General features: G+C 42.6%; 14 protein-coding genes and 1 riboswitch. Of the genes, 4 read left to right on the top strand and 10 right to left on the bottom strand.

What is annotated here, in order from left to right; genetic code table 11:
- Positions 1-9 precede the first annotated feature (9 nt).
- Positions 10-594 carry a thymidine kinase gene (locus ACRRS0_RS09260; protein WP_432453492.1) on the bottom strand — a complete coding sequence of 195 codons (585 nt, stop codon included), beginning with the start codon at positions 592-594 and terminating at the stop codon, positions 10-12.
- A 43-nt stretch (positions 595-637) separates the two neighbouring features.
- On the bottom strand, positions 638-2,206 hold the full coding sequence (locus tag ACRRS0_RS09255) for a Na+/H+ antiporter NhaC family protein (protein ID WP_432453493.1): 1,569 nt from the start codon (positions 2,204-2,206) through the stop codon (positions 638-640).
- A 59-nt stretch (positions 2,207-2,265) separates the two neighbouring features.
- Positions 2,266-2,437, bottom strand: a riboswitch (Lysine riboswitch).
- A 178-nt stretch (positions 2,438-2,615) separates the two neighbouring features.
- On the opposite strand from ACRRS0_RS09255, the gene ACRRS0_RS09250 reads away from it, so the two are divergent.
- Positions 2,616-3,023, top strand: a complete 408-nt coding sequence (locus ACRRS0_RS09250; protein WP_432453494.1) for an H-NS family histone-like protein — start codon at positions 2,616-2,618, stop codon at positions 3,021-3,023.
- A gap of 44 nt (positions 3,024-3,067) precedes the next feature.
- Here ACRRS0_RS09250 and galE read toward each other — a convergent pair whose 3' ends face one another.
- Positions 3,068-4,081, bottom strand: a complete 1,014-nt coding sequence (gene galE, locus ACRRS0_RS09245) for a UDP-glucose 4-epimerase GalE (protein WP_432453495.1) — start codon at positions 4,079-4,081, stop codon at positions 3,068-3,070.
- A gap of 54 nt (positions 4,082-4,135) precedes the next feature.
- Positions 4,136-4,810: a 7-carboxy-7-deazaguanine synthase QueE gene (queE, locus tag ACRRS0_RS09240; protein WP_432453496.1), complete on the bottom strand. Its 675-nt coding sequence runs from the start codon at positions 4,808-4,810 to the stop codon at positions 4,136-4,138.
- A 66-nt stretch (positions 4,811-4,876) separates the two neighbouring features.
- Between queE and queC the strand changes: the two genes are divergently transcribed.
- The gene (gene queC / locus ACRRS0_RS09235) at positions 4,877-5,539 is read left to right on the top strand and encodes a 7-cyano-7-deazaguanine synthase QueC (protein ID WP_432453497.1); all 663 of its coding nucleotides are present in this window, start codon (positions 4,877-4,879) and stop codon (positions 5,537-5,539) included.
- A 39-nt stretch (positions 5,540-5,578) separates the two neighbouring features.
- Positions 5,579-6,154, top strand: a complete 576-nt coding sequence (gene rrtA, locus ACRRS0_RS09230) for a rhombosortase (RefSeq protein WP_432453498.1) — start codon at positions 5,579-5,581, stop codon at positions 6,152-6,154.
- Here the strand turns inward: rrtA and pyrF are convergent.
- From pyrF to cmk, 6 genes are all read right to left on the bottom strand, one after another.
- Positions 6,143-6,841, bottom strand: coding sequence for an orotidine-5'-phosphate decarboxylase (gene pyrF / locus ACRRS0_RS09225; RefSeq protein WP_432453499.1), 699 nt, complete (start codon positions 6,839-6,841; stop codon positions 6,143-6,145). The two genes, rrtA and pyrF, sit on opposite strands and share 12 nt — an antisense overlap.
- A gap of 5 nt (positions 6,842-6,846) precedes the next feature.
- Positions 6,847-8,016, bottom strand: coding sequence for a lipopolysaccharide assembly protein LapB (gene lapB / locus ACRRS0_RS09220; RefSeq protein ID WP_432453500.1), 1,170 nt, complete (start codon positions 8,014-8,016; stop codon positions 6,847-6,849).
- The gene (locus tag ACRRS0_RS09215; RefSeq protein WP_432453501.1) at positions 8,016-8,306 is read right to left on the bottom strand and encodes a LapA family protein; all 291 of its coding nucleotides are present in this window, start codon (positions 8,304-8,306) and stop codon (positions 8,016-8,018) included. The genes lapB and ACRRS0_RS09215 overlap by 1 nt, the downstream gene beginning before the upstream one ends.
- Before the next feature lie 93 nt (positions 8,307-8,399).
- Complete coding sequence (locus tag ACRRS0_RS09210; protein WP_432453502.1) at positions 8,400-8,684, bottom strand: integration host factor subunit beta; 285 nt, start codon at positions 8,682-8,684, stop codon at positions 8,400-8,402.
- A gap of 109 nt (positions 8,685-8,793) precedes the next feature.
- Positions 8,794-10,467, bottom strand: a complete 1,674-nt coding sequence (gene rpsA / locus ACRRS0_RS09205) for a 30S ribosomal protein S1 (protein WP_432456190.1) — start codon at positions 10,465-10,467, stop codon at positions 8,794-8,796.
- A 105-nt stretch (positions 10,468-10,572) separates the two neighbouring features.
- Positions 10,573-11,253, bottom strand: coding sequence for a (d)CMP kinase (cmk, locus tag ACRRS0_RS09200; protein WP_432453503.1), 681 nt, complete (start codon positions 11,251-11,253; stop codon positions 10,573-10,575).
- 663 nt (positions 11,254-11,916) lie between these two features.
- Between cmk and ACRRS0_RS09195 the strand changes: the two genes are divergently transcribed.
- Positions 11,917-12,108 (top strand): PEP-CTERM sorting domain-containing protein, encoded by a 192-nt coding sequence (locus tag ACRRS0_RS09195; RefSeq protein ID WP_432453504.1) that lies wholly within the window; start codon positions 11,917-11,919, stop codon positions 12,106-12,108.
- The last annotated feature ends 41 nt before the right edge of the window (positions 12,109-12,149 follow it).

Here is a 12,149-nt window from a genome sequence, read left to right as displayed (position 1 = left end):
CAATAAGCCTTAATGCTCTCCCGCATTCCCTTGAATAAAATGCTTACGACATAAAGAGACATAACGCTCATTACCACCAATTTCGATCTGTTTACCTTCATGAACCACCTGTCCATTGAGATCTATTCTGGCGTTGAAATGCCCTTTGTTGCCGCACCAACAAATACTTTTCAGTTCCTCAAGTTTATCTGCCAAACATAACAGATGATAAGCCCCCTCAAACAACTCCCCTAAAAAGTCCGTTTTCAAACCATAAACCATGACTGGTATATTTAGCTCATCAACAACGTTTGCAAGTTGGTAGACTTGAGCGCGACTTAAAAACTGCCCTTCGTCAACTATCACCACATCTAAAGACTGTTGGCGCTGTTTAGTAAGTACTAATTCAAACAGATCTTGTTGTGTGCAAAAAGTTTCGGCACGCAGTGACAAGCCGACTCGAGCCTTGATGATCCCTTCACCATCTCTTGTATCCATTGCAGGAAGCAAAGCCAATGGGTTCATGCCTCGCTCCTGATAATTAAAATGAGCCTGAATTAATTGAGTCGATTTTCCCGAATTCATTGCCGCATATTTAAAATGTAATGAAGCCATCTACAACAAAGTCCCTAAAATTATTGTTCGATCTGCCTAGCCTTTAAGCTTTGACAGGTGTTTGCTGCAGATAATATAAACCCGCGGTGGAGATAGCAAATAAGCCTAGACCAATCGATAAGGCCGCCATCACATTTCCGGTGATTCCCATCACGATGTAACTAGCAATGCTGATCAATGCAACTAATAAAGCATAGGGAAGTTGAGTCGCCACATGGTCTAAATGATGACAGGCAGCACCTGTCGATGACAAAATAGTGGTATCCGAAATCGGCGAGCAATGATCACCAAAAACCGCCCCAGCTAACACCGCCGACAACATCGGCAATATGAGACTCACATCACTGGCCACCGCCATGTCTGCAGCAATGGGCAGCATAATACCAAATGTCCCCCAGCTGGTACCCGTAGCAAAAGCCATCACACCAGCAAGAATAAACAGCAACACTGGTAACATGCTTGGATCTATCGAACCAGTGAGTCTCGAGGCCAAGTATTTACCCGTCTCAATATCACCAATCACACCACTAATTGACCAAGCAAACAACAGAATAGCAATCGCCGGGCTCATCGCTTTAATACCAAGCCAGAGAGCATTAATAATCTGCTGCAGGCTTAAACTCTGTTTGGCAGCAAAGCCCATACTTAGCAACAATGCGGCAGCACCTCCAATCACCAGCGATAAAGTAACATCTGTATTTTCCAATGCCAGTAACAGGCTAAAGGAGACCTGCGATTCAATAGTTGCTGCACCAGTTACAACAAAACAGCTAAAAGTGACCAACGTTAATATGATGATCGGTAATACCAAGCCTAAAGGTGAGCCATTACTCGCTTGAAAGTCATGGTTTATGCTGCCTGGTGGCGTGCCCTTGGCTGGGTCAAATAACTGCCCCGCCGCGGCCGCATCTTCATGTTGCTTCATGGGACCAATATTCAGATTAAAATAGGCGACAGTTAGGGCCATTAGTAAAGCAAAAACTGCATAAAAATTTAAGGGAATCATGGTAGCAAAAGCCGCTAAGGGCGTAATATTGGTGATTCCATGACTGACTAACAAGCCTCCAACCAAAGCAATGATATAAGCGCCCCAACTCGATAAAGGCATCAATACACATACCGGCGCCGCAGTGGAATCCAATAAATAAGCAAGCTTGGCGCGCGAGACGCCCGCCTGATCGGTGAGCGGACGAGCGACACTGCCAACCGCCAAACTATGAAAGTAGTCATCTACAAATACCACAAAGCTTAATAAAGCAGTGGCGATGGTGGCATGGCGCTGAGTTTTAATTCTTCGTTTTGCCCATTCAGCAAAGGCTTGAGTGGAGCCAGCTGCACTCATTAAACTGGTCATCCCCCCCAGCAATAATAAAAACAGAATGATTTGCAAATTCCAGAAATTAGCTTCGCCCTCATCCCAAACCAAGCCTACAGCTAGTTGAGATAGATAAACAAAACTATCATTAATGGAGTAATCACTGAGCAAATATGCGCCACTTAAAATACCACAGCATAGGGCGGTAATAACGCGACGGGTTATTAGTGCCACTAATAAGGCAATAGTTGGCGGCAAAATTGACAATAAAGAATCTGAATAAGAAAGTGTTTGCATGGCTTCTCGGTCTATTATTTCTGAGAACAAACCGAGTCCGCCGCACTTGATGCAGCTAAAAACCCTGTAGCTCTCCATAGTTTTTACTATGACAATGCAGCATTTATTAAATACTGCACCAGCAATCGGCGTTGATAGCACCTATTACTTCGGCACTGACCCCTTTTGTACAAAACCAATGGCATCACCCCATTTTGTACTACTTTTGGTCAGAGCACCTCTACATACTAGCATTAGGAGCTGGATTCTACCCTTATATACAGAATTTTCAACCTAAACTTTAAAAGGAAAAAGCGACCTATTTAAATGTTCATTTCATTATTTATAAAGACATAATTGACAAGCGCATAGATCTAATTAAAATTTAGATGTCGATTAAATAAAGCTAATTAATATAAGCGGGACAAACATGACCGATTTTATCAAAGTATTTTTAAATGCTAGAAGCCTGAAAGCGGCGACTAAAGAATTATCAATTGAACAGATAGAAGAAAGCTACAACAAGCTTAAATCTATTTTAGATGAACGTTACCAAGTTCGCGCTGAAGAAGAACAGCAACAACGAGAAAAACAAGAAAAATTAGAAAAATACAAAGCCTTACTAGAACAAGATGGCATCGATCCGAATGAATTATTATCGATGATTGAACAAGCTCCCGTTAAAGAAAGAAAAAAACGCGAGCCATTACCTGCAAAATATAAATTCGTAGACGAAAATGGCGAAGAGAAAACTTGGACCGGACAAGGCCGCACACCTTCACCGATTCAAAAAGCGATTAAAAATGAAGGCAAAACCAAAGCGGATTTCCTTATTTAAGTAATTGAAAAGCGAGCTTTAAAGCTCGCTTTTATTTATTATAGTTAAGCACTAAATCCTTGCGGATTTGCTTGCTGCCAGCGCCAAGAATCTTCAGCCATATTATCCAAGGTTAATTCTGCTTGCCAATCCAACTGTTGTTTGGCCAGACTCGGATCAGAGTAACACTTCGCAATATCTCCGGGACGACGAGCTGAAATTTGATAGTTGATCGTCACACCTGAGACTGCTTCAAAAGCTTTAATCATTTCCAGCACGCTATAGCCTTGTCCCGTGCCCAAATTATAGGTGACTAACCCAGGTTTAGTTGCTAACTTCGTAAGCGCCTTCAAGTGCCCCTTGGCCAAATCAACCACATGAATATAATCACGCACCCCAGTACCATCAACGGTATCATAATCATCACCAAAGACACTCAATTGTGCTAGGCGACCCACTGCAACCTGCGTAATATAAGGCACCAAATTATTAGGGATACCATTTGGATCCTCACCGATTAAACCCGATGGATGTGCACCAACTGGATTAAAATAGCGTAACAAAGCAATATTCCAACTATTGTCTGACGCATATAAATCCCCTAACATTTGCTCTACTATCAATTTAGAACGACCATAAGGATTTGTCGCACCAGTCGGAAAACTTTCTAAGATGGGAACCTCGTGTGGGTCGCCATATACCGTCGCAGAAGAACTAAATACTAAATTTTTAACCTGATACTTTGCCATCACTTCACATAAAGTTAAGGTTCCTGATACATTATTTTGATAATAATGCAAGGGTATCGTTGTCGATTCCCCCACTGCTTTTAAGCCTGCAAAATGAATAACCGCACTAATATCATGCTTACTAAAAACGGCATCTAATGCCGATTTATCCATAACATCAAGTTGATAGAAAATAGGTCTTTTTGTTGTTATTTGCTCCACTCGGTCGAGTGCGGCAAGATGTGAGTTACACAAATTATCGACCACAATAACCTCTTCACCTTGGGTCAATAACTCAACGACAGTATGACTGCCAATATATCCGGCACCACCAGTAACCAATATAGCCATAATAATCCTTAATTACGCTGAAATTTATTTAATTAGAAAGTAACAATAGACAGATTAATCTATTCCCAGATATTTATGGGTTTGTAATGACAAACGCCAGTTATTCTTAATACAAGTTTGAATGCATAATTGAGTGGCACGAGCTTGTTGGCTTATCGGTTGCAAACAAATCGTCAAATCTTTATCACCAGACACGCCAGACAACAATTCATGCAAATTCTCAATATCTTTTTCTCTGGCCACGGGATGCTTTATTTCATCAGCCCGCAACAAAGCTTGCTCAAGGATAGGCTTGCCTCCTTGCATCGCCACTTTGGGAGATACAGTGACCCAAGCCTTGCTACTAACTAAAATAGGGTAAGTGCCACTGGTTTCAACTTGCACCGTATAAGAACGTTGTAACAAGCGTTCACAAAGGTCTCTCAAATCATAAATACAGGGCTCACCACCAGTAAGCACCACATGCGTTGCCGAATACGTTTGTAATTGTGCCACTAAGTTCTCTACAGAAGCATTGGCCCAACGCGGCTTATCCCCAGACACACCGATAATCTCACCAAACTCGCACTGTTGTGTGGGTTCAAGCCCCCAAGTATGCTTTGTATCGCACCACGAACAACCAACATCGCATCCTTGCAACCGAATAAATATAGCGGGAACGCCAGTGTAGTAACCTTCTCCTTGAATGGTTTCAAAAATTTCGTTGATCGGTAAATAGCGTTGCGACATTTGTATCCTAATAGATAATAAGCGAGAATCTAACTCTGTATTAAAACACATTTTAAAGAGCAAACAATGAAAGAAAAAGCCGTTGTTATCTATTCTGGTGGAATGGATTCTTATACCGTGCTGCATAAAACTTTACAGCAAGGCTTACAAGCTTATGCCTTAAGCTTTAATTATGGACAACGCCATCTCAAAGAGCTCGACTTTGCCAAAAATGTTTGCTCAGACTTAGCAATTAACCATAAGATTGTCGATATTAGTAGTATCAATCAGTTACTTGCTGGCTCTTCGCTCACTTCAGACATCGATATACCGGAAGGCAATTATCAAGAAGAATCCATGAAATCGACAGTGGTCCCTAACCGCAACATGATTTTACTGTCGTTAGCAATAGCTTATGCCGTTTCAATCGGTGCGAAAAAAGTCTTTTACGGCGCGCATTCTGGAGACCATGCCATCTACCCTGACTGCCGTCCAGAATTTGTCAAAAAAATGAATGATGTTAGTCTTATCGCCAACTATCAGGCAGTTGAGGTAATAAGCCCCTACCTAGAACTATCCAAAGTAGAAATCCTAGCAGATGGCTTAGCGATGAAACTAGATTATAGCAAAACATGGACTTGCTATAATGGCAGAGAGCAAGCCTGCGGTAAGTGTGGCGCCTGTCAGGAAAGACTAGAAGCCTTTCACTTAAATCAAGTCACCGATCCGCTAGACTATGAGATGGGATAATCCAATTGCGCGCTTTAACCCTGCAAACTATGGACTTTAATGTTTAAACTAATCCTAAAGCAACATTGGTTCTTATGGCTCATGTTAAGTGTTTCGTGGTTATTGTTACCCCATGCCGATACCGCCAGTTGGCAACGTAGCGCCATTTTAGGTGGTCACTATTGGCGCCTACTAAGTGGTAACTTTTGCCATAACAATTTTACCCATTGGCTGATGAATATTGCGGCCCTCATCCTCATTTATTTTTGTTACAATGATCGCCTCTCTAACCGGCAGTTTTTACAATTAAGTTTAATTATTTCTGGTATAGGGGGCTATGCCCTACTTTATGGACCTTATAGCGAGTATGTTGGTTTGTCAGCTCTCATCCATGGCTTAATCGCCTATGCGGCCTGTATTGATATCATCAAGGGCAGAGCAAAAATTGGGATGGTTGTTGTGCTAGGCTTAGCGATGAAACTATTATTCGAACAAATCTATGGTGCTGACCCATGGATAAAACAAATGATAGGCATCGATATCGCTATTGATGCTCATCTCATCTATACCTTAATTGGCCTTAGCCTAGCACAACTATCATGGCTGCCTTTATGGCGAAACCGTTCAGTCCAATAGCTGCTGGTTAATTGACGACAACATTTGTGCCGGCGATTCTGCTTGAGTTATCGGTCGGCCAATTACTAAATAGTCGGAACCGACAGCCATCGCTTGCGAAGGTGTCATGATTCGTCGTTGATCGCCTGGAGCGCTCCCCTCTGGTCGAATACCAGGCGTAACCAGTGAAAAATCATTACCTAACATCGCCTTCAATGCAGCGGCTTCTTGCGCAGAACAGACCACCCCATCAAGACCACACTGCTTGGCTAAGGTCGCAAGGCGCTCAACTTGCTGCTGCGGATCTAAATCAATCCCTATCTCAGCTAAATCGGCTTGCTCCATACTGGTTAACACCGTAACCGCTATTAGCTTAGGTTTTTTGTCACCAAATGGCACTAATGCCGCTTTGGCTGCTTCCATCATTCTGCGGCCACCGCTAGCATGAACATTCACCATCCACACCCCGAGCTCAGCCGCTGCTGCAACAGCCTTAGCCACTGTATTGGGGATGTCATGAAATTTAAGGTCAAGAAACACCTCAAACCCTCGTTGATGAAGCTCTTTCACTAAATGCGGACCAAACAAGGTAAACATTTCTTTACCCACCTTGAGTCGACAAGAGCCGGGCTCTAATTGTTCAACAAAGGCCATACATTGCTTTAGATCGGCATAATCTAAGGCGACTAATACTTTCGGATCTTGCATTAACTCTATTCTCCATCTAACCCGACTATCGGTTTCACTGTGCCCCAGCTTTTACACGAGGGACAGTGCCAATAAATAGAATGCGACGAAAATCCACAACGTCGACATTGATAATGAGGTTTAATTTTTAACTGTTGGGTCACGAGGCTTCTTAGTACCTGTAAGCTCTGCTTGGCTTGGCCTTCTTCAGCAGAATCAAGATGAAGCCCCATTAAATGATGAAATCCTTTCATAGTAGGGTGGCGCTTTAATTCGTCAACCAAGAAATCTTGAGCTTGTTCAGCACCATTCATTTCTTGATATAACGCGGAAAGCTCAACGACCACACTAGCACTCCCTTTAATCGCAAGGCTATATTCCAAAAATTCTCGGTAATATTCAGGCTTTGCTAACTGCTCACTACATCGCTTATAAATGGCTAAAGCATCAGGAGCAAAATCAATATCTTGTTCTGGGATCTGATTAAGATATTTTAACGCAGTCTTATAATCCCCTTGGCTGGCTTGAATTTGCGCCAAATGGAGACTTGCACGAACACAATTTTTATCGCTAGATAAGGCTTTCTTAAGCAAGGCTAAACTCTTGGAGGTTTTGCCTGCCGTTTCATACTCTTGAGCTTGTTCACAATAAAAATGAGCGATTTGTTGCGCCACATCTGAAAGATCTTTAGGGCTAAGTTTCTTGGCAATATCGATGGCTTGCTGCCACTCTCGGGTTTGCTGGTAAATATTCAACAACTGCTTAAGTGCCAACTGCCGATAGTCAGGCTCGTCTTGCAATTCCAACAATAAGGCTTCTGCGCGGTCGAATAAACCTGCGGCAAGATAGTCTTTCGCAAGTTGTTGTAGGGCTAAGTTACGCTGTTCAATATCGATCCCTTCTCGGGCGATAAGATTCTGATGAATGCGAATAGCTCGGTCAACTTCTCCGCGTTGTCGAAAAAGGTTACCTAAGGCGAGGTGAGTATCGATGGTTTCGGCATCAACCTGAAGCAAGTCAATAAATAAATCGACCGCTTTGTCAGACTGATTGGCTAAGAGTAGATTTAAACCTTCAACATATTGTTTAGAAACATGATTGGCTTGTTGTTGTTGATTTTGTCGAACACTGCGCTGGCCCATATACCAGCCGTAGGCCGCAGCAACAGGTAATAGCAAAAACAACAAGCCAAGCATTAATTATCCTTGACCGTCTCGTTCTGCAACTTATTCAACTGTTTCTGCTGCTTAACTAAACGTCGCTTCAAGCTGACTTTTTCTATCCGAATACGGGTATAAAAAGCTAACAAGAACAACAAGCAACAAACGAAGCCACTAATAAAGAGGCCAGCCATTAACCATGATAGCCGTATACTTGATTCTGCAATAAGATAATTTACGCTCACGATCTGTTCGTTTTGAGCGCCAAGCGCTAAAGCAAGCACAAACAATACAACTAAAAGTAAGGTAGAAAATATCGCCTTCACACAACCTCCTAAGCCAAATAAAAGCTAGGGAAATTATGCAGTAATCACCTTAATTTAACCAGCCAAGATCGTCTATTTGTACAACAAACAATACTATAGACCTATATTTACTCGTTCTCTTAATTCTTTACCGGGTTTAAAGTGAGGCACGTGCTTTCCAGAGAGTTCGACTTTTTCACCCGTTTTAGGATTTCGCCCAACCCGTGGTGCTCTAAAATGCAGAGAAAAACTACCAAAACCACGGATCTCAATCCGATCGCCTTCCTGCAAAGAGCTAGTCATTTGCTCTAGAATTTCTTTAATCGCCGACTCAATTTCTTTACTGGTAAATTGAATATGTTTACTCGCGAGTATTTCAATCAAATCAGATTTAGTCATGGATTCTCCAAGCTATTGATAAAGGGAACTTATACCAGTGTAGATAAAGAACTTGGGGGGGACAAGTCCCCCCCAATATTCAATCAATTAAATCTATAAGATTTGTTGATTATTCGCCTTTAAGCGCTGATTTGAACGCGTCAGCCATTGCGTTACCAATCTGAGCATCTTCTTTCTTGTTCAGAGTAGCCATTGCTTCTTTCTCATCCGCTTCATCTTTAGCACGGATAGAAAGGCTGATTACGCGATTCTTACGGTCAACACCAACAAACTTGGCTTCAAGCTTGTCGCCAACAGAAAGAACCAGTGAAGCATCTTCAACACGGTCACGGCTTACATCACCAGCACGTAAGTAACCTTCAACACCACCAGCTAGTTCAACAGTTGCACCTTTCGCATCAACTTCAGTCACGGTACCGTTAACTAGAGCACCTTTCTTAAGATCTGCAAGGTAGTTGTTGAATGGGTCTTCAGCAAGCTGCTTAACACCTAGGCTAATACGCTCACGTTCTGCATCAACTTGTAGTACAACAGCTTCGATTTCGTCGCCTTTCTTAAAGTCGCGAACCGCTTCTTCACCTTGAGCATCCCAAGAGATGTCAGATAAGTGAACAAGGCCGTCAATACCGCCGTCAAGGCCGATGAAGATACCAAAGTCAGTGATAGACTTGATCTTACCTGAAACTTTGTCGTTTTTATCATGAGTGCTAGCGAATAGCTCCCATGGATTAACTTTACACTGTTTCAAACCAAGCGAGATACGACGACGTTCTTCGTCAATATCAAGTACCATAACTTCAACAAGGTCACCCACGTTAACAACTTTAGATGGGTGGATGTTTTTGTTAGTCCAATCCATTTCAGAAACGTGAACTAGACCTTCAACACCGTCTTCGATTTCAACGAAACAACCGTAGTCAGTTAAGTTAGTTACGCGACCTTCAAGACGAGCACCTTCTGGGTAACGGTTAGCAATTGCTACCCATGGATCTTCACCCAACTGTTTAAGACCTAGAGATACACGTGTGCGCTCACGGTCAAACTTAAGTACTTTAACGTTGATTTCATCACCAACATTAACAATTTCGCTTGGGTGCTTAACGCGTTTCCAAGCCATGTCAGTGATGTGTAGAAGACCGTCAACACCGCCAAGATCAACGAATGCACCGTAGTCAGTAAGGTTCTTAACGATACCTTTAACTTCTTGACCTTCTTGTAGGTTCTCAAGAAGTTGATCACGTTCAACACTGTTTTCAGTTTCGATAACAGCACGACGAGATACCACAACGTTGTTACGTTTCTGGTCAAGCTTGATAACTTTAAATTCAAGCTCTTTGCCTTCTAGGTGAGCGGTATCGCGAACTGGGCGAACGTCAACTAGTGAACCAGGCAAGAATGCACGGATGGTGTTAACTTCAACTGTAAAGCCGCCTTTAACTTTGCCATTGATGATACCAACAACCGTTGCTTGCTCTTCGTACGCACTCTCAAGTTGGATCCACGATTCATGACGTTTCGCTTTTTCGCGAGAAAGAACAGTTTCACCGAAACCATCTTCTACTGCGTCAAGGGCTACATCAACTTCCGCGCCGACTTCAATTTCTAATTCACCAGCAGCATTTTTAAACTGCTCGGCAGGAATTGCAGATTCTGACTTCAGGCCAGCGTCTACTAATACCATACCGTTTTCGATACCTACTACAGTACCTTTAACAATAGAACCAGAACGAAATTCCAAATTCTGTAGAGACTCTTCAAAGAGTTGAGCAAAAGATTCAGTCATTTTATAATTTACACATATAGAAACGGCCACTCAGCAATCCCGCTAAATGGGGTTAATAATAAACACCTATTTCATCCATGTTATAGGCGCACCAAGTCCCAGTGATTACTGGGTTAATTGTTTGTCGATAAAACCTATCGACATTGAAACGACGTCATCAATAGAAAGTGACGTAGAATCAATGACTAACGCATCTTGAGCAGGAACTAAAGGAGCAACCGAACGGTTTCTATCTCGTTGGTCTCGTTCTTCAATTTCGCTCAAAAGGTGGTCAAAACTAACATCAAAGCCTTTATCTTGCAACTGATTATAACGTCGTTGCGCGCGTTCTGCCGCACTAGCGTCCAAAAAAATCTTAGCGGGAGCATCAACAAATACCACTGTTCCCATATCGCGACCATCGGCAATCAAACCGGGGGCAGTTTTAAAGCCACGTTGACGCCGCAGCAACGCTTCCCTTACTCGCGGAAAAGCGGCCACTTTAGATGCTGCATTCCCCGCGGTTTCCTGGCGAATTTCCAAAGAGACATCTTCACCTTCTAAAATCACGATGGTTTGACCATCCTGCGCTTCAAAACGGACATCTAAATGTGCGGCTAATAAACTCAAGGCCTCTTCATTGTCTAATTCTACGTTATGATGAATGGCCGCAAGCGCCAATACCCGATAAATGGCACCGCTATCTAACAATTGCCATTGATAATGCTTCGCTAAACGTTGGCATAGAGTTCCCTTACCTGCCCCACTTGGACCATCGATAGTCACTACCGGAACGTTTTGAGTCATCAGTCCCCCTCAACATGAAACAACATGAGCCTAAAAGGCCCCAGCTAAAAATGCGCCTCATTGTACGTGAAATGGAAATATTTCGCTTCAGCTTTTTTGATAACAAGCACATTTTAATAAAAAGTTACGAGCCAGCCAGAATAAAAACCTTATACATCAATGATTTTGATTTAGATAACACGTAAAAACAAAAGAAACTATAAATTAAAAAGCTTATATAAAAATTCAATAAAGATGATTAATTTTCGATGAAAAGTTTCCTTTGATCGCGACAGTTTTGTTACTTGTTTCACACCCCCTTTCTGCCAATATTACCACCACAGCCTCTGGCGGCAATACGTGGCAGCAGGAGCAATTCGCAAGAGGTTCTGGCTTAACCAATCAATATCTTGTTAGTCAAAGTGGCAACATCACTATCAACAATGCCAATTGCTGTTGGTAACCCCGCAACCAGTCCACATATCTTTACACCTCAACGAGGGTCTGAGATGGCTTATCCTAGGGCGTTAATGACGATGAAAACTTTGACATACTATTTCAGGCGCTTGCCTCTGGCGATGAAGACGACTCGAAAGCCAGTACCTTCACCATCAACTTTTTCAATGATGAGAGCAATATCGGCCAAACGATGTTCACCACCGCTTCTTCAATATTGAGTTATTTATGGGTTTTATCAACGCCCCCTTCAACAAAATTCAAGTCAGAGAACAAGACGGCGCAACCCACAGCAACGAGTATTTCCAACTTTATACTCTCAGCATAGGCACAAGCTCAGTTCCTGAGCCACAAACAATCCTGCTTATGGCACTTGCTTTGATTTTCCTTGGCGGTTTTAGGCTTAAGCAAACAGCCTAGCGCATGCATGATGTTGGTGCTTAAGTCTTCAACCTACCAAC

Source organism: Agarivorans sp. QJM3NY_29 (genome assembly GCF_050870835.2).
Taxonomy (GTDB): domain Bacteria; phylum Pseudomonadota; class Gammaproteobacteria; order Enterobacterales; family Celerinatantimonadaceae; genus Agarivorans.
The sequence above is the reverse complement of the archived record's forward strand: the minus strand, read 5'-3'. Positions and strand labels throughout refer to the sequence as shown.

Excerpts from the sequence above, each read along its gene's own strand:
- ACRRS0_RS09260 (WP_432453492.1), bottom strand. The coding sequence starts at position 594 with ATGGCTTCATTACATTTTAAATATGCGGCAATGAATTCGGGAAAATCG.
- ACRRS0_RS09255 (WP_432453493.1), bottom strand. The coding sequence starts at position 2,206 with ATGCAAACACTTTCTTATTCAGATTCTTTATTGTCAATTTTGCCGCCA.
- ACRRS0_RS09250 (WP_432453494.1), top strand. The coding sequence starts at position 2,616 with ATGACCGATTTTATCAAAGTATTTTTAAATGCTAGAAGCCTGAAAGCG.
- galE (WP_432453495.1), bottom strand. The coding sequence starts at position 4,081 with ATGGCTATATTGGTTACTGGTGGTGCCGGATATATTGGCAGTCATACT.
- queE (WP_432453496.1), bottom strand. The coding sequence starts at position 4,810 with ATGTCGCAACGCTATTTACCGATCAACGAAATTTTTGAAACCATTCAA.
- queC (WP_432453497.1), top strand. The coding sequence starts at position 4,877 with ATGAAAGAAAAAGCCGTTGTTATCTATTCTGGTGGAATGGATTCTTAT.
- rrtA (WP_432453498.1), top strand. The coding sequence starts at position 5,579 with ATGTTTAAACTAATCCTAAAGCAACATTGGTTCTTATGGCTCATGTTA.
- pyrF (WP_432453499.1), bottom strand. The coding sequence starts at position 6,841 with ATGCAAGATCCGAAAGTATTAGTCGCCTTAGATTATGCCGATCTAAAG.
- lapB (WP_432453500.1), bottom strand. The coding sequence starts at position 8,016 with ATGCTTGGCTTGTTGTTTTTGCTATTACCTGTTGCTGCGGCCTACGGC.
- ACRRS0_RS09210 (WP_432453502.1), bottom strand. The coding sequence starts at position 8,684 with ATGACTAAATCTGATTTGATTGAAATACTCGCGAGTAAACATATTCAA.
- rpsA (WP_432456190.1), bottom strand. The coding sequence starts at position 10,467 with ATGACTGAATCTTTTGCTCAACTCTTTGAAGAGTCTCTACAGAATTTG.
- cmk (WP_432453503.1), bottom strand. The coding sequence starts at position 11,253 with ATGACTCAAAACGTTCCGGTAGTGACTATCGATGGTCCAAGTGGGGCA.
- ACRRS0_RS09195 (WP_432453504.1), top strand. The coding sequence starts at position 11,917 with ATGGGTTTTATCAACGCCCCCTTCAACAAAATTCAAGTCAGAGAACAA.